This is a genomic window from Sphingomonas sp. BL-S-29, assembly GCF_055521495.1.
Map to the genome: position 1 here is coordinate 1,603,864 of NZ_CM145482.1, position 20,805 is coordinate 1,624,668.

General features: G+C 66.4%; 18 protein-coding genes. 3 read left to right on the forward strand and 15 right to left on the reverse strand.

The features are described 5' to 3' along the window. Positions 1 to 60: 60 nt before the first annotated feature. The 4 genes from ACZ1I2_RS07685 to ACZ1I2_RS07700 all read right to left on the reverse strand — a co-directional run bounded on the left by ACZ1I2_RS07685 (position 61) and on the right by ACZ1I2_RS07700 (position 6,155). Complete coding sequence (locus ACZ1I2_RS07685; RefSeq protein ID WP_465174527.1) at positions 61 to 2,265, reverse strand: molybdopterin cofactor-binding domain-containing protein; 2,205 nt, start codon at positions 2,263 to 2,265, stop codon at positions 61 to 63. A 184-nt stretch (positions 2,266 to 2,449) separates the two neighbouring features. After that, positions 2,450 to 4,672: a xanthine dehydrogenase family protein molybdopterin-binding subunit gene (locus tag ACZ1I2_RS07690; protein ID WP_465174526.1), complete on the reverse strand. Its 2,223-nt coding sequence runs from the start codon at positions 4,670 to 4,672 to the stop codon at positions 2,450 to 2,452. Next, complete coding sequence (locus ACZ1I2_RS07695) at positions 4,669 to 5,637, reverse strand: FAD binding domain-containing protein (protein ID WP_465174525.1); 969 nt, start codon at positions 5,635 to 5,637, stop codon at positions 4,669 to 4,671. Before ACZ1I2_RS07695 ends, ACZ1I2_RS07690 begins: the two co-directional genes overlap by 4 nt. After that, a complete protein-coding gene (locus ACZ1I2_RS07700; protein WP_465174524.1) occupies positions 5,634 to 6,155 on the reverse strand; it encodes a 2Fe-2S iron-sulfur cluster-binding protein in 522 nt (173 codons plus the stop codon). The genes ACZ1I2_RS07695 and ACZ1I2_RS07700 overlap by 4 nt, the downstream gene beginning before the upstream one ends. A 108-nt stretch (positions 6,156 to 6,263) precedes the next feature. Between ACZ1I2_RS07700 and ACZ1I2_RS07705 the strand changes: the two genes are divergently transcribed. Both ACZ1I2_RS07705 and ACZ1I2_RS07710 read left to right on the forward strand, forming a co-directional pair. Next, positions 6,264 to 7,334, forward strand: a complete 1,071-nt coding sequence (locus ACZ1I2_RS07705; protein ID WP_465174523.1) for a glycerophosphodiester phosphodiesterase — start codon at positions 6,264 to 6,266, stop codon at positions 7,332 to 7,334. Positions 7,335 to 7,345: 11 nt separating this feature from the next. Further along, positions 7,346 to 7,585 carry a hypothetical protein gene (locus tag ACZ1I2_RS07710; protein WP_465170263.1) on the forward strand — a complete coding sequence of 80 codons (240 nt, stop codon included), beginning with the start codon at positions 7,346 to 7,348 and terminating at the stop codon, positions 7,583 to 7,585. A 126-nt stretch (positions 7,586 to 7,711) separates the two neighbouring features. On the opposite strand, the gene ACZ1I2_RS07715 is transcribed toward ACZ1I2_RS07710, so the two are convergent. Further along, positions 7,712 to 8,605, reverse strand: a complete 894-nt coding sequence (locus tag ACZ1I2_RS07715; protein ID WP_465174522.1) for an SDR family NAD(P)-dependent oxidoreductase — start codon at positions 8,603 to 8,605, stop codon at positions 7,712 to 7,714. Between the two features lie 199 nt (positions 8,606 to 8,804). Between ACZ1I2_RS07715 and ACZ1I2_RS07720 the strand changes: the two genes are divergently transcribed. Beyond that, positions 8,805 to 9,293: a hypothetical protein gene (locus ACZ1I2_RS07720; protein WP_465170261.1), complete on the forward strand. Its 489-nt coding sequence runs from the start codon at positions 8,805 to 8,807 to the stop codon at positions 9,291 to 9,293. A 105-nt stretch (positions 9,294 to 9,398) separates the two neighbouring features. Here ACZ1I2_RS07720 and ACZ1I2_RS07725 read toward each other — a convergent pair whose 3' ends face one another. From ACZ1I2_RS07725 to ACZ1I2_RS07770, 10 genes are all read right to left on the reverse strand, one after another. Continuing rightward, positions 9,399 to 9,767: a VOC family protein gene (locus tag ACZ1I2_RS07725; RefSeq protein ID WP_465174521.1), complete on the reverse strand. Its 369-nt coding sequence runs from the start codon at positions 9,765 to 9,767 to the stop codon at positions 9,399 to 9,401. Positions 9,768 to 9,862: 95 nt separating this feature from the next. Then, positions 9,863 to 10,552 carry a helix-turn-helix transcriptional regulator gene (locus ACZ1I2_RS07730; RefSeq protein ID WP_465174520.1) on the reverse strand — a complete coding sequence of 230 codons (690 nt, stop codon included), beginning with the start codon at positions 10,550 to 10,552 and terminating at the stop codon, positions 9,863 to 9,865. Positions 10,553 to 10,614: 62 nt separating this feature from the next. After that, positions 10,615 to 11,310 (reverse strand): flavin reductase family protein, encoded by a 696-nt coding sequence (locus tag ACZ1I2_RS07735; RefSeq protein ID WP_465174519.1) that lies wholly within the window; start codon positions 11,308 to 11,310, stop codon positions 10,615 to 10,617. A 143-nt stretch (positions 11,311 to 11,453) separates the two neighbouring features. Continuing rightward, positions 11,454 to 12,149, reverse strand: a complete 696-nt coding sequence (locus tag ACZ1I2_RS07740) for a TetR/AcrR family transcriptional regulator (protein ID WP_465174518.1) — start codon at positions 12,147 to 12,149, stop codon at positions 11,454 to 11,456. 59 nt (positions 12,150 to 12,208) lie between these two features. Further along, the gene (locus ACZ1I2_RS07745) at positions 12,209 to 13,792 is read right to left on the reverse strand and encodes an AMP-binding protein (protein ID WP_465174517.1); all 1,584 of its coding nucleotides are present in this window, start codon (positions 13,790 to 13,792) and stop codon (positions 12,209 to 12,211) included. Then, entirely contained in the window at positions 13,789 to 15,414 is a 1,626-nt protein-coding gene (locus tag ACZ1I2_RS07750; protein ID WP_465174516.1) for a carboxylesterase/lipase family protein, read from the reverse strand. The genes ACZ1I2_RS07745 and ACZ1I2_RS07750 overlap by 4 nt, the downstream gene beginning before the upstream one ends. Continuing rightward, positions 15,411 to 16,715, reverse strand: a complete 1,305-nt coding sequence (locus ACZ1I2_RS07755; RefSeq protein WP_465174515.1) for a spinster family MFS transporter — start codon at positions 16,713 to 16,715, stop codon at positions 15,411 to 15,413. The genes ACZ1I2_RS07750 and ACZ1I2_RS07755 overlap by 4 nt, the downstream gene beginning before the upstream one ends. A 33-nt stretch (positions 16,716 to 16,748) precedes the next feature. After that, positions 16,749 to 19,088, reverse strand: coding sequence for a TonB-dependent receptor (locus tag ACZ1I2_RS07760; protein ID WP_465174514.1), 2,340 nt, complete (start codon positions 19,086 to 19,088; stop codon positions 16,749 to 16,751). Positions 19,089 to 19,398: 310 nt separating this feature from the next. Further along, positions 19,399 to 20,097 (reverse strand): esterase/lipase family protein, encoded by a 699-nt coding sequence (locus tag ACZ1I2_RS07765; RefSeq protein ID WP_465177170.1) that lies wholly within the window; start codon positions 20,095 to 20,097, stop codon positions 19,399 to 19,401. Continuing rightward, positions 20,097 to 20,789, reverse strand: coding sequence for a TIGR02117 family protein (locus ACZ1I2_RS07770; RefSeq protein ID WP_465174513.1), 693 nt, complete (start codon positions 20,787 to 20,789; stop codon positions 20,097 to 20,099). The genes ACZ1I2_RS07765 and ACZ1I2_RS07770 overlap by 1 nt, the downstream gene beginning before the upstream one ends. Between the last annotated feature and the right edge of the window lie 16 nt (positions 20,790 to 20,805).

A 20,805-nucleotide genomic window follows, 5' to 3' on the forward strand; every position in this document is an offset into this window, starting at 1 on the left:
CGAGAGGCAGATGGCCGCGCATGGACCCTGAAACAAGTTCAGGGTGACGGATGTGTGGGATCATATCGGCGGCAACCCCGCCAGCACCTTGTCGAGCGTCATCGGGAAGTCGCGCACCCGTACCCCGCAGGCATTGTAGATCGCGTTGGTCACCGCCGCGCCCGCGCCGGAGATGGTCAGCTCGCCCAGCCCCTTCGCACCGATCGGGTTGGCGTGACGGTCATGGTCCTCGATGAAATGGACGTCGAGATGCGGGACGTCGGCATGCACTGGCACATGATATTCGCCGAGATCATGGTTGACGAACAGCCCGTAACGCTGGTCGATCTCGGCGCCTTCCATCAGCGCATAGCCGATGCCCCAGATCATGCCGCCGATCGCCTGGCTGCGCGCGGTCTTGGCGTTGAGGATGCGGCCCGCCTCGAACACGCCGAGCATGCGCCGCACCCGCACCGCGCCGGTCACGGCATTGACCGCGACCTCGGCGAACTGCGCGCCGTGCGCGGCCTGGCTATAGGTGCGCGCATTCCTGCCCTGGCTGATCTTGCCTGTCGCGACGATCGGGGCATCCCCGACCAGTTCGTCCAGCGCGACGCGGCGGTTGCCGGCGATGGCGTGGCCGTCCTTCAGCGTCATGTTTTCCGGCGTCGTGTCCATCCGTTTCGCCAGCTCGGCGACCAGATCCTCGCAGGCCAAGGCCACCGACGATCCCGCGCTGGCCGCGCCGAACGATCCGCCCGATCCGGCGCCGGGTGGCAGATCGGTATCGCCGAGCTTCACGTCCACGCAGCGGATCGGCAGGCCGAGCGACTCCCCCGCGATCTGGGCGAGGATGGTATAGGTGCCGGTGCCGATATCGGTCATGTCGGTCTCGACCGTGGCGCGGCCGTCAGTGCCGAGCGTCACCCGCGCCTGCGAATCCACCAGCAGGTTGATCCGCACCGCCGCCGCCATGCCCATGCCGATCAGCCACTCGCCGTCACGCACCGACCCCGGGGTCGGTTCGCGCCGCGCCCAGCCGAACAGTTCGGCGCCCTTGTCGAGACATTCGACGAGGCGCCGGGTCGAGAAGGGCTGGCCGGTGGTCGGATCGGTCTCGGGCTCGTTGAGCTTGCGGAAATCGACCGGGTCGCGGCCGAGCTGTTCGGCCAGTTCGTCGATCGCCGTCTCCAGCGCGAGCATGCCGACGGCCTCGCCCGGCGCGCGCACCGCGCCGGCCTGCACCATGTCGAGCGTCACCACCTTGTGGCTGAAATGCCGGACCGGCGCGGCGTAAAGCGGGATGGTGCCGAGCGCGACCGGTTCCATGAAGCCGCCGTCGGGCCCCTGGCTCACCACGCTGTCATGCCCGATCGCGGTCAGCCTGCCGTCGGCATCGGCGGCGAGGCGGATGCGCTGATGCGTGTCGGTGCGGCGATAGACATTGTGGAACAGCTGGGCGCGCGCCATGGCGATCTTGACCGGCCGGCCGATCCGCTGCGCGGCAATGGCGGCCATCACTGCCTCGGGACCGAGCATCTTTCCGCCGAATCCGCCGCCGATATAAGGCGAGATGATGCGGACATCGTCGGCCTTGATGCCCAGAGCCGCGGCGAGGATCGGCTTCGCCGCGTTGAGGATCTGCAGGCTCGAATAAAGGGTAAGCTTCTCGCCTTCCCAGACCGCGATCGAGGCATGCGGCTCCATTGCCGCATGAACCTGATTGGGTGTGGCATAGATCTGGTCGATGCTGGCCGCGGCACTCGCCATCGCCGCGTCGATATCGCCGATCGTCATGTCCTGCAGCCGCGAATCCTTGGGCGGGCCGCTTGCGTCGGCGACATTGGCCATGGTGTCGAACCGGCCCTCTTCCGCCTCGATGGTCACCCGCACGGCACGCGCCGCGTCGCGCGCTACCTCGAAGCTGGTGGCGATGGCGGCGCCAAGTACCTGATCCCAGTGATCGATCTCGCCATTGCCCGCATGGGCCGGCGTGAAGGCGGCGGCCTGGCGCGGAATGCGGGGATCGTCGACAAGGATGTCGATCACGCCGGGCACCGCACGGGCGGCCTCCGCGTCGAAGCCGGTCACCTTGCCCTTCGCGGCCGGCGCGGTGATCAGATAGCCATAAGCGACATTGTCGATCCGGTGCTCATAGCCATAGGTCGCCGCGCCGGTGACCTTGAGCACGCCCTCGACCCGGTCGAGACCCTTGCCCAGCACGTCCTGCACCCCGCGATCGAGCGCGAGGCCGGGGTGATCGGCGTCCATTTTGTAGTCGGTCATGCTTTGCCTCTGAGCGCTACGGACCCGCCACGAACACTTGCCCTTCCCCGGCGAAGGCCGGGGTCCAGGTACGGCCCGGTTGTGACGGCGCGGTGCGCGCCTTTCCTTTTGTCCCCCAACTGGACCCCGGCCTTCGCCGGGGAAGCAGGTTTTGGCGAGGCGAGGGTGCTTACAGGTGCAGAAGTCATAAATCCGGCAACCCCGCCAGCAGCTTGTCGAGCGTGATCGGAAAGTCGCGCACGCGCACGCCGCAGGCATTGTAGATCGCGTTCGCCACCGCCGCGCCTGCGCCGCAGATACCCAGCTCGCCGATACCCTTGGCGTGGAGCGGGTTGGTGTGCACGTCGCGCTCGGTGAGGAAGGTCACCTCGATATGCGGCACGTCCGCATGCGCCGGCACGTGATATTCCGCGAGGTCGCGGTTGACGATCTTGCCGTTGCGCGGGTCGTGGATCAGGTCCTCGGTCAGCGCGCTACCGATGCCGAAGATCATGCCGCCGATCGCCTGGCTGCGCGCGGTCTTGGCGTTGAGGATGCGTCCGGCCGCGAATATGCCGAGCATCCGCCGTACACGCACCTCGCCGGTCACGACATTGACCGCCGCCTCGCAGAAATGCGCGCCGTACGCAGCCTGCCGGGTTTCCTTCGCCTGAGCGCCCGGCGAAATCTCGCCCATCGCATCGATCCCGTCGCCGACCAGCGACCCGATCGGCACGCGGCGATTCTCCGCGATGGCGAAGCCGTCCTTCAGGGTCAGCGCCCCGGTCGCGCAGTCCATCGTTTCGGCCAGCCGGTCGCGCAGTGCCTCGCAGGCGAGATAGACCGACGACCCGCTCGACGTCGCGCCATAGGATCCGCCCGACCCAGCGGCGGGCGGGAAATCGCTGTCGCCCAGTCGCACCTCGACCCGGTCCGCCGGCAGCCCGAGCATCTCGCCCGCGATCTGGCCGAGGATGGTGTAGCTGCCGGTGCCGATATCGGTCATGTCGGTCTCGACCAGCGCCTTGCCTTCGGGCGTGATCGCTACGCGCGCCGCTGAGGGGCGCAGCAGATTGCTCCGCGCCGCCGCGGCCACGCCCATGCCGATCAGCCATTCGCCCTCGCGCCGGCTGCCGGGCCTCGCGTTGCGCTTGTCCCAGCCGAACTGCGCGGCGCCCTCGTCGAGGCAGCGGCTCAGTTGCCGGGTGGAGAAGGGCACGCCCGATTCCGGATCGACCGCCGGATCGTTGCGCTTGCGCAGCTCGACCGGATCGAGCCCCGCCGCTTCGGCCAGCTCGTCCATCGCGCTTTCCAGCGCGAGCATGCCGCTGCCTTCGCCAGGCGCACGCATCGACCCCGACAGGAGCCGGTCGAGGCTGACCATGTCGTGCGTGATCAGCCGGCTGGCGCCGCCATAAAGGAAATGCGTCGCCACCCCGGCGGGCTCGAAATAGGGCTCGCCGGGCAAGTTACCGCAGATCGTCTCATGCCCGATCGCGGTCAGTATGCCGTCTTCGTCCGCGCCTAGGCGGACGCGCTGTTCGGTATCGGAACGCCGGATCGTCGTCTCGAACACCTGAGGCCGAGACATCACAGCCTTGACCGGGCGCCCGACCGCTTTCGACGCAATCGCTGCCGCGACCGCCTCGGGCGCAAGGCCGAGCTTCGAGCCGAAACCGCCACCGACATAACGCGACACCAGCCGCACCTGATCCGGCTTCAGCCCCAGCGCATCGGCCAGTTGCAGCCGGTTGTGCGCCACCACCTGGTAGGAGCCATGGACCGTCAGCCTGTCGCCGTCCCAGGACGCGATCGAGACATGCGGCTCCATCGCCGCGCTGCTCTGGCTCGGCGTGGTCCAGATGCGATCGACGGACCAGGCAGCCTTGCGCATTGCGTCATCGACATCGCCCTGCGAAAAATGGGCCGGCACCAGCCGGTCGCCCGGCTTTTCCGCTTCGCCGCGCAACCGATGGAAATCGAAGCGGCCCTCGACCGGCTCATAGTCGATCCGCACCGCGCGGGCGGCGTCGCGCGCCTGTTCGAAACTTTCCGCGACGACGATCGCGACGATCTCCCCGGCATAGCGGACATCGCGCACGCCCTGAGTCGGCGCCTTCGGGTTGCCGGCCTGTTGCGGGTTGCGCAGGAAGCGGTCGAGATCGGTCACGACGTCGATCACTCCCGGCATCGCCCGCGCGGCGCTATCGTCGATCCCGGTGACCTTGCCCCGCGCGAAGGGCGCGCCGACCAGATACCCATGAGCGAGCCGGTCGAAGCGATATTCAGCCGAATAGGTCGCCGCGCCCGAGACCTTCAGCGGCCCCTCGGTGCGGTCGATCCCTTCGCCGATCAGCCCCTGCGCGCCATGGTCGAGCAGGCTGACCGGGACGGGCCGGTCCATCTTCAGGGCGTTGGCCCGGCTCATTCCGCCGTCAGGTCGCGCAGGCAGGCGATCAAGGTGCGGCGGGTGAGGGGGATCTTGAAGTCGTTCGATCCGTAACCCTTCGCCTCCGCCAGCAACGCATCCGCCGCCGCCTCGAACGCGGCGGTCGACGGCGCCTGGCCGATCAGCGCCGCTTCCACCGCCGGATCGCGCCACGGCATCGGCCCCAGCCCGCCGAACGCGAGCGCGGCCGAGGCGATCTTGCCGTCCTCGACCGAGAGGATCCCAGCGACCGACACCAGCGCAAAGGCATAGGAGGCGCGGTCGCGGACCTTGCGGTACAGCTGCTTGCCGGCGGGCGGCGGGGGCAGTTCGATATGGGTGATCAGCTCGCCCGGCTGGATCACCGTTTCGATATGCGGCGTGTCGCCAGGCAGCCGGTAGAAATCGCCGATCGCGATCCGCCGCCGGTCGCCGCCCGGCTGGAGCGTGACGATCACCGCGTCGAGCGCGCGCATCGCCACCGCCATGTCGCTCGGATGAGTCGCGATGCACTGCTCGCTGGTGCCGAGGATGGCGAGGATGCGGTTGAACCCGCCGATCGCCGCGCAGCCCGATCCTGGCGCGCGCTTGTTGCACGGCATGGCGGTGTCGTAGAAATAATAGCAGCGCGTCCGCTGGAGCAGATTGCCTCCGGTCGAGGCCTTGTTGCGCAGCTGCCCGGACGCGCCGGCGAGCAACGCCCGGCTGAGCACGGGATACCCCTTGATGATGCGAGCATCGGCGGCGAGATCGCTGTTGGGCACCAGCGCGCCGATCGTCAGCCCGCCATCGGTCCGTTCCTCGATCGTCGCGAGATCGAGCCGGCTGATATCGACCAGCTTTTCCGGCGTCTCGATCTGCAATTTCATCAGGTCGAGCAGGTTGGTCCCGCCAGCGATGAAACGACCGCCGGCCGCTACCGCTGCCTCCGGACTGTCCGCTTTGGCGTATTCGAACGTCTTCATGAGGTGGCGACCTCACGACCAGCGGGCGCAAGCCCGGCAACTTCGGAAATCGCGTCGACGATGTTCGGATAGGCCGAGCACCGGCAGAGATTGCCGCTCATCCGTTCCGATATCTCCACGTCGGTCAGCTCGATATTGTCGAGCGCTCCGCTGACATGGCTCGGCCAGCCCTTCGCCACTTCGTCGAGCATGCCGACCGCGGAGCAGATCTGACCGGGCGTGCAATAGCCGCACTGGAACCCGTCATGCTTCACGAACGCTGCCTGGAGCGGGTGCAGAGCCTCCGCGCTGCCCAGGCCTTCGATCGTCAAGATGTCATCATCCTGATGCATCACCGCGAGCGTCAGGCACGCATTGATCCGTCGCCCGTTCACCAGGACGGTGCACGCGCCGCACTGGCCATGGTCGCACCCCTTCTTGGTGCCGGTCAGGCCGAGATGCTCGCGCAGCAGATCGAGCAGGGATGCGCGGATATCGGGATCGGCGTCATGCTGCGCGCCGTTGATCGTGAAGTGCATGGGGTCGCCCCTCCTGGCTGATTGGGGTAACGCGTTTGGGAAGGATCGTTTCCGGTAATGGATAGCATAGTGAAACTTTTTCGTACGTCATTGCGCAAGCGAAATCTTTTGAGTTTTGCCCTTGCGCTGGCGCCTGCCGCCGCGATCGGGCAGACCGCGCCGGTGACTCAGCTTTCGCCTGCCACGCCGCTGTCGCCGCCCATCGTCATCGCGCATCGCGGCGTCAGCGGCCTGCGCCCGGAACACACGCTCGCCGCCTATGAGCTGGCGATCGAACAGGGCGCCGACTTCATCGAGCCCGATCTGGTGCCGACCAAGGACGGCGTGCTGGTCGCCCGGCACGAGAATGACATCACCGAGACGACCGATGTCGCGAAGCACCCCGAATTCGCCGGTCGCAAGACGACCAGGATGATCGACGGCGAGAAGCATGTCGGCTGGTTCACCGAGGATTTCACGATCGTCGAGCTGAAGACCTTGCGCGCCAAGGAGCGGCTGCCGATGCTCCGCCCCGACAACACCCAATATGACGGCCAGTTCGAGATCCCTACCTTTGCCGAGGTGATCGCGCTGGCCAAGAAGCGCTCGGTCGGCGGGCGCACCATCGGCATCTATCCCGAGACCAAGCACCCGACCTATTTCGCCTCGATCGGCCTGCCGACCAACGAAAAGCTCGTCGCCCAGCTCAACGCCGCGGGCTGGAAGGATGCGAAGGCGCCGGTGTTCATCCAGTCCTTCGAGGTGAACAATCTGAAGGCACTGCACAAGCTGACCCGCGTCCGGCTGATCCAGCTGATGGACGCGAGCGGCGCGCCGGCGGACGGCGCCGCGCCCAGCTATGCCGCGATGGCGACGCCCGAGGGGCTGAAGGCGATCGCTGCCTATGCCTGGGGCATCGGCCCCAACAAGGATCTGGTGATGAAGGGCAATGAGCCGCCCTCGAGCATCGTCGCCGATGCCCACAAGGCGGGCCTGCGCGTGCATCCCTGGACCTTCCGCGCGGAGAATTTCTTCCTGCCCGCCTCGATGCGGGTCGGCATCAATCCGCGCGGCCATGGCCGTCTTTCGGACGAAATCCAGCGTTATCTGGACCTTGGCATCGACGGCTTCTTCACGGATTTCGCCGGAATCGGCGTCGAGGCCCGTGATGCCCGGGCGAGGCTCACGCGCCCACAGTGAAAGAGAACCGCATGCGCAAATTCCTGCTCCCCCTGATGGCCCTTGTTCCGCTGCTCGCCGGCGGTTGCGTCCGCACGGTGGCGAGCGTCGTCACCGCGCCGGTCAAGGTGGTGAGCAAGACCGCCGACTGGGCGACGACCAGCCAGGACGAGGCTGACCGCAACGCCGGCCGAAAACAACGCAAGGAAGACGAGAAGCGCGCCAGGGAAGAACGCAAGGCCCAGCGTGAACAGGATCGGGAGCGGGACTAGCGCCAATCACGCCGTCATGCCGGACTTGTTCCGGCATCCATCGTGCCGCGAGAGCCGAAGCCTATGGTGTGCGGCACGATGGCCCCCGGAACAAGTCCGGGGTGACGGCTGGATTTGGTTGAGCGACTACCCCCGTATCGCAACCGCCTCGGAAACCAGCCCAGCATTCGCCAGTTCGCGCTCGGCCTGCATGAAGCCATAGGCCGGCACGATCTCGCCGGTCCGGTCCGAGACTTCGCGCCAATGCGCCACGACCTGCTCGCCCGCATCCGCGCCGGCCCCGACATAATAGCCATCCGACAAGGTCACGCTTGCCGTCGCGAAATGGCCCGCGCCCGCGCAGAGGATCGCGCGTGTCGGCGCTTCCTCGCCGACCAGCGCCAGCAGGCCGGGGCTCACCAACGCCGGATCGAGCAGCTTCAGGCTCTCGTCGGCGAGCACGCCGTGCGTCATCTGGGTCGCCGCGGTGGGGGCGAGGCAATTTGCCCGGATGCCGTATTTCTCGCCCTCGATCGCCAGGGTCTGCATCAGCCCGACCAGCGCCATCTTCGCCGCGCCGTAATTGGCCTGGCCGAAATTGCCGTAGAGCCCGGACGAGGAGGTGGTCATCACGATGCGGCCGTAACGCTGCTCGCGCATGATGTCCCACACCGCCTTGCTGCAGATCGCGGCGCCCATCAGGTGCACGTCGACCACCAGGCGGAAATCGTCGATGCTCATCTTGGCGAAGCTCTTGTCGCGCAGGATGCCGGCATTGTTGACCAGAATGTCGATCCGGTTCCAGCGCGCCATGACGATGGCGACCATCGCGGCGACCGCGGCCTCGTCGGTCACCGATCCGGCGGCGGCGATCGCTTCGCCCCCGGCCGCGACGATCTCGGCGGCGACTCGCTCGGCCGCCTCGAGGCCGAGGTCGTTGACCACCAGCTTCGCGCCCTGCCGGGCGAGGAACAGCGCGTGCTCGCGCCCCAGTCCCCCGCCCGAACCCGTGACGATCGCGACGCGTCCCTTCAGTGACATCCCTCAGCTCCCCTTCTCGTTGATCTTGCGGTGCGGAATATCGCGATTCTCATTCACTCACAAGATAGCGAATATCATTTCAGGCCGGGACTGCTGGGTGGCGGCCGGTGCTTTCGGTCCGGTTGCCGATCACACGCGATGGCATCGTGGAAATGGCGCACTCCCTATAGTAAATTATATTCGTTATCGGGAGCAGGTCATGTCGAACTTGAAGCTCGTGGTTGGAGCGTTGTCTCTTTGTTTGTCTGGTTTATTCAGCCCCGCTACCGGGCAGACCGTTGCCACCCGCCCTGACGCTCCCGTACCGGCGACGTGCCATTTCTCCCGTCCCGCCCGTCTCGTCACGGCGATGCGTGATGCCCCCGAGATTGCTGCAGAATTCAAAAGGCAGAAGCTTGACATGGCTGATGTCGGGGAACGATTCATACCGTTCGACGTGGAAGACAACGCGTCGAAGGGATTGCCCCATCGCCAGTTCGTTCGCGCCTATTTCTTCGATGATCGAGCGATTGTTTGGTATTATCAAGGGGGATACGCCACCATCTTTCATGTCGTCGAACTTCGCACTCTGGGCGACACGGACGGATCGGCACCGATTCTTCGTCTTACGGGAACGGCGCTCGGTGGCCCGCTTTGCGTCGCAACACAGGCCATTCTGGATGGCGTTATCGGCCAGTCGGGCTGGTAGGCGGCGCTGAATGGGGCGCTGCCGTCTCGCCTATTTAGCGTAGTTTCGGTGACAGTTTACTAAATAGCCTATTTAGTAAACTGTCACCGAAACTGGATGCGCCGGTCAGGTGGCCGGGGCGAACACGCGCAGCCGGTGGCCATCGGGATCGAGCGCGACGAAGGTAGTACCGAAGCTCATCTGTGTCGGAGCCTGAAGGATCGGCACGCCGCGCCGCTGCCAGTCTGCATGAATCGCCTCGACGCTGGTCCCATCGGGGACCGCAAAGGCAATCTCGCTGGCGCCGGTCTGGCCACTGCTCTTCGGCTCGACCGTCTCGCGCCCCCACAGGCCAAGCATGACTCCGTCTCGCAACGGCAACATGGCAAAGCCCGGCTTTTGCTCGATGATCGGGATGTCGAGCAGTGCATGGTAGAAGGCGGCGCTGGCTGCATCGTCTTCGACGTGAAGCAGCAGGAAGCTGAAATCCGGCATGATGGTCTCCTCTGGCCGGCGGAGGCGGGATCGCCCGTCGGCCAGAATGTTTTACGCAACCATGCTGTCAGTTTCTGTCAGTAGTCAGGTCGTGGTCATTGCTCGGGGATATTGCGCACCATCCGCCAATCCTTGAGCAGCGAGGCACGCCGGCGCGGGTAGCGGCCTGGCGTCACGTCGAGCGCAGTGATCCGGTCGGTCCTGAAATGGCGATAGCCCTCGCGCAATTCGCACCATGCCACGACGACCCGCACGCGATCGTAAAAGGCCAGCGCAAAGGGCCAGATCGCGCGCTGGGTGGCGAGCCCCTGTTCGTCGGCATAGGCGATCTGCACCCTTCGTTCGGACCGGATCGCCTCGCGGATCGCGGCAAGCTCGGTATCTCCGGCGGCGATCGGCTCGCCCGGCCCGATCAACAGGCCCGACGCGTCGATACTGTCCTTGAGGTCCTCGGGAAGCACCGCGCCGATCTTGGCGAGCACGTTGCGTGCGGCCTTGCCGAGCAGCCCGTCCGCCCGTTCCGAAACCCAGCGCGACCCGAGCACCAGCGCCTCGATTTCCTCCTCGGAGAACATCAGCGGCGGCAGCATGAAGCCCGGGCGGAGCACATAGCCGACGCCCGCTTCGCCATCGATGTGCGCGCCCTGTGCCTTCAGGGCATCGATGTCGCGATACAGCGTCCGCAAGGATATGCCGAGTTCTTCCGCCAGCACGGCGCCCGCAACGGCGCGCCGATGACGGCGCAACACCTGAATCAGGTCGAGAAGCCGTTGCGCGCGCGACAAGGGGCACCTCCGGTCGTTGTCTGGTCCCGCTGCCATAATGTGGCAGCAGGTGCAGTCAAATCTCAAAGCGCCAGTTCGAGCACCTCCTCGCGAGCGCGATCGACGTCAGGCATGCGATAGTGCTGCTCTTCGATCGCCGCGAGGCGGGACGGAACGATCTCTGCACTGGAGACGCCATAGAGCTTCTGAAAGTTCATGATGAGAGGCTGCCACCTGGCGGGATCGATCCGGTTCTCGTGACCGTCCATGAGCAGGCCGGGATGCACGTGAACACGGGTGATGCGCACTTCGAAGGCCGAAATCAGTCCGGCGACCTGGGGGTCGTCGGCCATGATGTCGTGGCGCGCCGCCACCACGGCTTCCAGCTGGATGGGACATTCCAGTACGCGCGGTGCGGCCACGGTCTGCGATGCGATCGGCGTCACGCCGGCTGCTTCGAACTTGCGAGGCTCATAGGCGTAACCCAGACGCTGCTTCAGGTCGGGTATCGACTCGGTGCCGGTGAGACGCGCCAGCCTGTTCACTGCGTCCGCCTGGGCGGGTGACGCCAGGTTGAGCACGCACTGCCCCGTCCGGATCATGTTCTGCGGTGTCTGCGACGCCGTCTGGAGGCCGAGCATGGCACGCCAGCCGAGCCACCATGCCGACGACATCGGCGCAAGATTGGCCGTGCCGTCCTCATTCTGCGTGCTGATAAGGACCACGGGCGTGCCGAAATAGAGGATCGCGGGTTCGATCGTCACATGGGGATCGTTCATGAGAGGCTCCGTCGCTTGAGGATGAGCCGCCTATGGGATCCTATGGGTAGCGCAGAACCCCGTTACTTGCGCTGAAAAGGGATTGTCGAAGATCGTTTCGGCACTGCGCAACGCGTCCGTCGGCGGTTCATGAAGCGGCCGCCTCAGATCGCCGTCGTACCCGAACGCTGCCGGCACAATTCCACGAAACCCGCCGCCATGAACGACGCCATGCGGTCCTTCACCGCGACGAAGTCGTCCGACTTGCACAGGCCGCCCGACAGCTTGTCGATGCGCCCGGTGCGCGCCAGCGTCAGCATCAGCGCGCCGGTGACGAAGTGATAACCCCAGAAGATGTCGGCCTCGGCGCAGTCGGGCAGGGCCTTTTTCAACAGGCTGATCAGGCGCAGTACGACGGGGTCGAAATGCGCGTCCATCAGTTCCGCGCCCCATTCGGGCACATTGGCTACCTGCGCGCCGAGCGCGGCGTAGTTCTTCCAGCCCTCGCCGCCCTCGATATAGAGGTCAAGATCGGTATCGAGGAACGCGCGGAGCGCCCCCTCGACGCTCGGCTTGCCGCCGGTCGCGGCGTCATATTCGTCGAGCGCCTTCATCCGCCGCTCGCTCGTCACCACCGCGCGCCTGGCGAACACCGTGTCGAACAGCGTCTTCTTGTCGTCGAAATAATAGTTGAGCAGCGTGTGGTGAACGCCCACGCTTTTCGCGACATCCTTCAGGGTCACCCCGTACAGGCCATGTTTCGAGAAGAGATATTCGGCCGCGTCGAGGATCTGCTCCATCATCTCGGCGCGCTGTTCCGCCTTGGTGGAACGCCGGCGGGGTGTAACATCTTCGGGCAATGAGCGCCTTTCTGTCTTGCCGTGGCTGGCGTCGGGCCAGCCGGCAGCTGGACCGTGGCTCAAACGCTGCCATATTCCGATCTCAACCGTATCTTGTCGATCTTGCCCGTCGACGCCAGAGGCATATGCCGCAAGCGCACGATCGCATCGGGGATCCACCAGGGTGCGACCCGGCCCCTCAGCGGCGCGAGCAGTGCTTCGTCGCTCATCGCCTGCTGGTCGCGCATCTCGACCAGCAGGATCGGGCGCTCGCCCCATTTCTCGTCCTGGCGGCCGATCACCGCGGCGAGCGACACCTCGGGCAGGGCGCCGACCACGGCCTCGATCTCGGCCGGGTTGATCCATTCGCCGCCGGACTTGATCAGGTCCTTGGCCCGCCCGGTGATGATCAGGTTGCCGTCGGCGTCGATCCGCGCGAGATCGCCCGTCCCGAACCAGCCATCCGCGTCAGTCGCGCTTTCCTCCTGCCCGAAATAGCGCTCGACCACCGCCGCCCCGCGCACGCGCAGATGCCCCTCGGGTCCGCGCTGCTGGGGCAGGGCGACCCCATCGGCATCGACCAGCAACAGATCGACCCCGATCGCCGGGCGGCCCGCCAGCGCGGCGGACCGCGCCGGATCATTGGGCAGGGATACCGTGCCCGACGGCGACAGCTCGGTCATGCCCCAGCTCGTCTGGATGGTGACGCCCAGCCGGCGCTCGATCCGCTCCATCAGCGCCGGCGGCAGCGGCGCGCCGCCCATGATGATCCGTTTCAGCGACGGAACCTCGCCACCGGTCGCCTCCAGATGCTCGACCAGGCCGAGCCATACGGTCGGCACGCCCACGGCGATCGTCACGTCCTCGGCGGCGATCAGCCGCGCGAGGCTCGCGCCGTCCATCTGCCGGCCGGGCAATACCAGCTTGCCGCCCGCCGCGGGCACCGCGAAGGGCAGGCCCCAGGCATTGGCATGGAACATCGGCACCACCACCAGCACGCTGTCGACGCCGGAGATCGCCATCACATCGGCCTGCAACAGGCGCAGCGTGTGGAGGAAGCTCGACCGGTGGGTATAGGTCACGCCCTTGGGCGCGCCGGTGGTGCCCGAGGTGAAGCACAGGCCGGACGGCGCGGTCTCGTCGAAGCCGCCCCAGGCGACATCGGCGCAGGCCTCGGCAATCAGCGGCTCGAGGGCGAGCACGGAGGCCGCGCCCGCCTTGAGCTGAGTCGTGCCGTCGATGACGAGTACGCACTCGATCCCCGGCACGCGCTCGACGATCTGGGCGGCGAGCGGCATCAGGTCGGCGCTGGCGATCAGGATGCGCGCGCCCGATTGCTCGACCATCGCGCCGAGCTGCGCACCGGTCAGCCGCGGGTTGAGCGTGTGGCACACCGCGCCCATGCCCATGACCGCATACCAGGCCTCGACATGCGCCTGGCTGTTCCAGGCGAGCGTCGCGACCCGGTCGCCGGTCCGCACGCCGAGCCCGGCCAGCACCGCCGAGACGCGCTGGCTGCGCTCGAGCAAGCCGGCATAACCGATCCGGTCGACCCCGCCATCCTCACGCGCGGTGACGACTTCGCGACGGGGGTGCCATTTGGCGGCGTGTTCCAGGAACTTGTCGAGCGTCAGGTCGAACGGCTGCATTTCTCCGTCGATCATTTGCAGGTCGCCGCCTTTGCCAGAACCGGGGAGACGATGCCGGTATTCCAGTTCCATGGCTGGTCGCCCGCCGCCCGCCGGCGGCACACCGCCGCTTCGTGCAGCGCGAACATCCCTGGGAACAGCTTCCTGCCCGGCGTCGGCGCCTGGGCGAAGGCCATGTAATTCGCGTCCTTGCCATAAGGCTGCCAGGCGGGCTGGTCCTTGGCGACGGGATCGCCGGTGGTCGCGAACGACACCCAATAGCTCATCATCGCATCGGACAGGCGCCGCTCGGCCAGCGCGTCGGGCACCTTGGGCCAATAAGGCGGGGTCTGGCCGGCCGTGCCGAAGACATAGGGCAATTCCGAGGCGTGGAAGGCGTGCAGGCCATTGTCGTCCGCGGCCGGATAGCCATGGTCGAACAGATAGAGATAGCCGCGCTGGCCGATCGCGGTCTGGCCGATCGCGAGCCGGGTCGAGGTCCAGCCGTAAAGCGCGTCGCGGGTGTTGGCGAGCATGCTCTCGTCGATCGTGGCCGAGGGATAGAGCGCGAGATAATAATCGGCGAGATCGCCATAGCGGCTGCGGATCGCCGTCTCATAGGCCGCGGCGTTCGCCGGCGCCGGCGGCAGCAGGATGCGCAGCGAGCGGATCTCGCCACTGTTGAAGCCGGCGAGAACCGGCACCGGCGCCTGCTCGCCGCGATCCCAGGTGTCGACGAGCTGGCGGGTCAGCACCTTGCCGTCGATCGCGCCCCAGGGGCCATAGCCCTTGGCCGCCGCGGTGTCGGTGATCTTCTCCGCGTCCATCGCGCGCAGCGCCGGCAGGTCGGCGGCACCCAGCACGGTCATCGCCTGAACGCCTGCGGCCTGGGCGGAGGGCGTGCCGTGCGCCGTCTGCTTCAGCTCGGGCGTGGAGATCATATAGGCGCTTTCGGCGATCGCCTTGTGGAACAGCCCGCGCGCCCGCGGCGAGGCCATCAGGTACATCACGCTCAGCCCGCCCGCCGATTCCCCGGCGATCGTCACGTTACCGGTGTCACCGCCGAACGCGCCGATGTTGCGCTTCACCCATTCCAGCGCCGCGATCTGATCGAGCAGGCCGTAATTGCCCGAAATGCCTTCCGCCGACTCAGCGCTCAGCGCGGGATGGGCGAGATAGCCGAGGATGCCGAGCCGGTAGTTGATCGAGACGACGATCGCGCCCTTCGCCGCCATGCGCGCACCGTCATAGACCGGCTCATGGCTGTAGCCGCTGACCAGCGCGCCGCCATGGATCCAGACGAACACCGGCAGCTTCTTCGCGTCCTTTGGCGCCCAGATGTTGAGCGTCAGGCAGTCCTCGCTCATCTTCGCGGGCGGGTTGCTGTAGATGCTCGGGCCGCGCGCATGCGGCTGGACGCAGGCCGGACCGAATTCCGTCGCCTTGCGCACGCCCTGCCAGGCCGGGAGAGGGGCCGGCGCCTTCCAGCGCATCGCCCCCACCGGTGGCTGGGCATAGGGGATGCCCTTGAAGACGCTGACATTGCGCTGGACACTGCCCTGCACGGTGCCGGCGGGAGCATCGACCGTCGCCGATTGGGCAAGCGCCGGGCCGGCGACCAGGACAGCCGCCAGCGCGGCGAGACGATAGTGTTTCATGCGGATATCTCGACGGAGTTGCGGTTCTCGCGGCGCAGGATCCGCGCGAGCCAGAGGAAGAGCGCGATCGCGATCAGATAGAAGGGCGTCAGCGTGTACAGGGCCGATTGAAGATATTGCGCGTGGCCATGCGCCTTGAACCAGTCGCTCGCCTGGCCGACCCAGGTCGGCCCGAGCCCGAGGCCGATGAAGTTCATCACCAGCAGCAGCAGCGCCCCGGCCAGCACGCGCTGATTGGGCCTGACCTCGTCCTGCACCAGCGCGACGGACGCGGAGAGATAGAAATAGTTGAACATCATCACGACGGCGAGCAGCGCGAGCGCCAGTGGCCAGGTCGGCGCCCAGATAAAGGCCAGATAGAAGGGCATGGCGACGGCGAGCGACAGCGCCGGCGCGACGGCATAGCCCGCGCGCGAGCGTCGCGTCATCCGGTCGATCACCCGGCCGGAAATGACCATCCCGCCGCCCATGCCGACAACCAGCACCAGCGCGTACCAGATCGCGACCTCGCTCAGCACCATGCCCTTGTCGCGCATCAGGAACAGCACGGCGAAATTGCCCAGGCCATAGGTGACGAACTGGGTCGCGCCACTGCCCAGCGCCGCGAGCATCAGCACGGGATGCGAAAAGAACATGCGCACGGTCGGCCAGAACTCCGCCTTGTCAGAACTGCCCGGCACGCGCACCTGGTCGGTCGCGCCGCGTTCCGGCTCGCGCAGGAACAGCCGCACCAGCAGCGCCGTGACGATGCCGATCACGCCGATGATGATGAACGGCATGCGCCAGCCGAACCGCTCTGCGATCGCCGCACCGAAGGCGACGCCGATCGCGGCGCCGATCGCCGGGCCGAGATTGAAGATGCCGAGCGCGGCGGCGCGCTTGCCGGGGGGATAGGTGTCGGTGATGATCGCATAGGATGGCGGCACGCCGCCGGCTTCACCGAAACCGACGAGCATGCGCGCGACGACGAGCTGCGGGTAAGTCGCGGCCATGCCGCAGGCGATCGTCGCCCCGCTCCAGATCGCGCAGGCGAGCGACAGCACGTTGACGCGGTTGGTCCGGTCGGCGAGCCAGCCGACCGGGATCGCGATGAAGCAATAGAACATCGCGAAATAAAGCCCGCCGATCAGGCCGAGCTGGCCGTCGCTGACCTGGAGCGAGTCCTGGATCGGCTTGGCGAGGATGCCGATCAGCTGCCGGTCGAGGAAGTTGAGCACATAGACGAAGGTGAGCGTGATCAGCATGAGCCATGAGCGCGTGCCGACCACCCCGGTGGAACGCGCAGCGGCCGGCTCCGTCACGCCGATCGGAGGAATGGAGCCGGCCGCCACCGATCAGAGACCATAGCCGAGGCGGATGCCGATGGTGCGCGGCCTGAGCGTGCCGAACCGGCTGACGAGAAACGCTTCGGGATGGATGTAGGTGACCGAGTGATCGTCGAAGACATTCTCGACATAAAGCTGCGCCGAGATATCGCCGCGCTTCAGCCCGAAGGTCAGGTTGGTGTTCACGAATTCGTCGGTCTCGCCAAAGGTCACCAGGCGCACGGTCGGCGCGCCCGGCGTATTCGGGAACGAGCTGTTGTACGATCCGACATATTGGGCGTTCACGGCGAGGTTCGCCCGGGTTTCGTTGCCCAGATCGAAGCCATAGGAAGCATAGAGCGCGCCCTGGAGCCGCGGCGCCGATAGCCTGTGGCCGAGGACCGCGCCGGAAATCGCCGCCTCGGTCGCGCTGAGCTTGGTGATCTTCGAATCATTGTACGACGCGTTCATGCCGATGAACACGTCCTTGGCGGGAATGATGCCCATCTCGACCTCGAAACCCTTGCTGCGCGCGCCGCCGATATTGGTGGCGAACTGCACCGAGTCCGATACGCGATTGGCCTGCGCCTGGATATTGGTCCAGTCGATCAGATAGGCGGCGAGGTTGATCGTCACCAAGCCATTGAGGAACCGCCCCTTGGCGCCGATCTCATAGCTCTTCAGATCGTCCGACGACGCGCCATTGGGGATGATGATGTCGTTGGGATTGACCAGGCTCGGCCGTCCGGCGAACGCATTGATGATCGGCGCGCGAAAGCCGGTGGAGAAGGTGGCATAGGTCGTCACCGACTCGGTCGGCTTGAAGCTGGCGCTGGCCTTCCAGCTCGGCTTCGATCCGGATGCCTTGACGCCGGTGACGGCCGCGTACGGCGTCAACTGGGTGAAGGCGACCGGCAGATAGGCTCCGGTCGGTCCGCGGATCCCGGCCAACGCGGCCGACAGATAGTTGAGATTGAAGAAGCCCGGCGCGGTGGCGAGATAGCCACCCGCTTCCGTGAAGCCCTGCGCCGAGATGCGGCCATAGCGCATCCCGCCGGTGAGCCAGAACTTGGGCGAGAAGCGATAGGTCAGCTCGCCGAACCCGGCGAGTTCCTCGCTGATCTGGTGAGTGTACTGCTTCTGATAATATTGGTCGGGAAGCCCGGTCATGTTCCGTGCCGCCAGGAACGAGGGGCTGGAGCGGTAGAAATAATCCACGTCGCGGCGGCGGTTGAGATAGAAGCCGCCCAGTACGAACTGGAACGGGCCACCGAGCGACGAGACGAGCCGGGTCTCCTGCACGAACACCTTGTCGTAGCCGTTCGCATCCAGGCCGAAGGCGATTGGCGCGCCGGCATAGGATCCGGGCGGAAAAGTACCCGCGAGATCGACCCAGAAACGCTGGTCGAACTTCGAATAGGTCGACGAGCTGGTCAGCTTGGCAAAATCGAAGTCGTAATCGAGCGTGCCGTTGATCACCGTCTGCTTGCCGGTAAAGCGGTCGGGCTGGTCCGACACGCGCTTCTCGCGACCCAGCGAGGGGCTGGTCAGCGAGGAATCCTTGGGATCGCTGTTCTCGTACGAGCCGAGCAGCTTGATCGACAGCCGGTCGGTCGGCCGCCACAAGACGACGAGGCGGCCGCCCCAGTCGATCAGCTTGTTCGAATTGTGGACGCCGGTGCCGACATTGTCGAGATAACCGTCTTCATGGCGATAGAAGCCGACGCCGCGGATCGCGAGCTTGTCACTCACGACGGGGATGTTGACCATCACATTGTAGCGCTGGCGAACCGAATCCGATCCGGTCAGGCCGATATCGGCGAGCGCGGAATAATCGAACTCGTGAAGGTTCGGGCTCTTGGTCAGGATGCGCATGGCGCCCGACAGCGAGCCCGATCCGAACAAGGTGCCCTGCGGCCCGCGCAGGAACTCGACGCGCTCGACGTCGAACAGATTGGGATCGACCACCGTGGTGTTGCCGATGGTCGAGACCGGCAGCTCGTCGATATAGACGGCGACCGAGCTCTGCAGATTGGCGTTGTAGCCGTTGGTGGCGATGCCGCGCGCGGTGAAATTGTTGAAATTCTGGGTCGGGCGATTGAGCACCACGCCCGGCGTCTCGCGGGCGATGCCTTCGAAGCCGACGATGCCCTTTTCGGTCAGCTGCTCCTGCGAGAAGGCAGTGACGCTGAGCGGCACGTCCTGGATGCGTTCGTTGCGGCGGGTGGCGGTGACGATGATGTCGTTGCCGGACGCGTCGTGAGCCTCGTCCTGTCCGGTCGATTCCGGTTCAGTGCTCTGCGCCAGCGCGGGCGTTGCCGATACGACGAACGCGGCGGCGCAAGCCGACGCAAGAAGAATGGCCCTCATGTTCTCTCTCCCATGAACGCCGATCGTTGGTGCCGGCGATGTGAGGGAGAGAATGCCGGTCTCGCTTGCCGATGTCAACACTCACTCTCACGCGTGTGAATAACTTTGAGGGAGCGATCGGCGCACCGGGAAATTCCGCTCCCGCTCGCGGGAGGGGTTAGGGGAGGGCATGTCTCCAGGGAGATCGCAATTGGACAGGCCCTCCCCCGACCCAGTTTCAGGTGAACGATGCCCCGCATCGTTCAGGTCAGGCCGGGGCCTGACCGACCTGAAACTCGCGAACGGGAGGGGAGAAGAGAGCGCAGCGCCGTTACGCCCCGCCCAATATCTTCGCGATCGCCAGCAACACTTCGGGCCGCACCTGAACGCCGATATGGCTGCTCCGCACCTCGACGCTGCGACAGGCCGGCTCCCGGCAGATCGCGCCGTTGACCAGGCCGTCGCTGGCGCTCCAGATCGCCGTCGCGGGGACGGGCAGGGGTTCGGCCACCTCATGCCCCAGCGCCACCACCTTTGGGTCGTCGATGCGGTCGCCGGTCAGCCATTCGAAGGCGCGCCACACATTGGTCGCGCGCGGGCTGCCCGCGAAGGGCGAGCTGACCGTGATCACCTCGCGCACCAGTTCGGGCATGCGATGCGCCGCCATCCGCGCCATGATCCCGCCCAGGCTGATGCCGATCAGCGTCACCTTCTCGCCGGTCTCGTCATGGATGGCGCGGATGCGCTCGAACAGCTTCTCGCCTTCGGGCCCGATCGCGCGCGCCCCGAAATTGCGGCCCAGCCCCCAGCCATGAGCGCGGTAGCCGAGCCGGTTGAGATAGTTGCGCATCGCGACGTTCGACCGGTCGGCATTGACCAGGCCCGGCAGGATCAGCACCGGCCGACCGTCGCCCTTCGGCCCGTCGCTGCGCAGGCGCCGGTCCCAGAAGAGCTGGCCGAGCCCGATCGCGCCGCGCGGTACTTCCATCGCCCAGAGCAGCAGGGACGGGGCCTTGGCGTCGGTCATCATCACTGGAACCATCCCATCACCGTCACGGGAAAGGGCGTCCAGGCCCCGACGCGCACGCCGGCATGGCGTAGCGCGTCGCCGGTCCAGGCGTTGCAGGTCTGCGCCGCGCTGTAGCGGCCACGCGCGTCGTAAAAGGCGTCGTAATCGCCATAGCCGAACTGGTGCGCGGGGCGCTGGCCGTTGTCGGCGCGGAAGCTGGCGCGGATAAAGGCGGCAAGGCGGCGATATTCCTCGGGGCGCAACACGATGCTCCGCATATCCGCGTCAACGCGCGGTTCGGGCACATGGGCCACATGCATCACGGTGCGCTCGCTGCCCGCCGCCGCGGCCAGCACGGTCAGCGGCTTCACGTCCGCCCAGGTCGGCGTCTCGACATAGAAGGTGCGGTCGCCCCAGCCGATCGAGACATGGCTGTACCGGGCATAGCCCGGATCGCGCAGGTCGCCCGGCTGGAGCAGGTCGCCCCAGTCCTCGCCCCCGCCGGTCTGCGGTACGACGATGCCGGTATGGACGCCGTTGCTCTCGATATAGATGCGCACGCCCGACTCGGGCTCGGTCCAGGCGGCGTTGGAGGGTATCGCCCCGCCGGTTATCCCGGCGGCGGCATAGGCCAGCAGGATCCCGATCAGCCCGGCAAACGCGGCCCCCGCCAGTCTCGCGCCGAACCGGAAGGGATGGATTTTCGGCGGCATCGCGACTGTGATATGG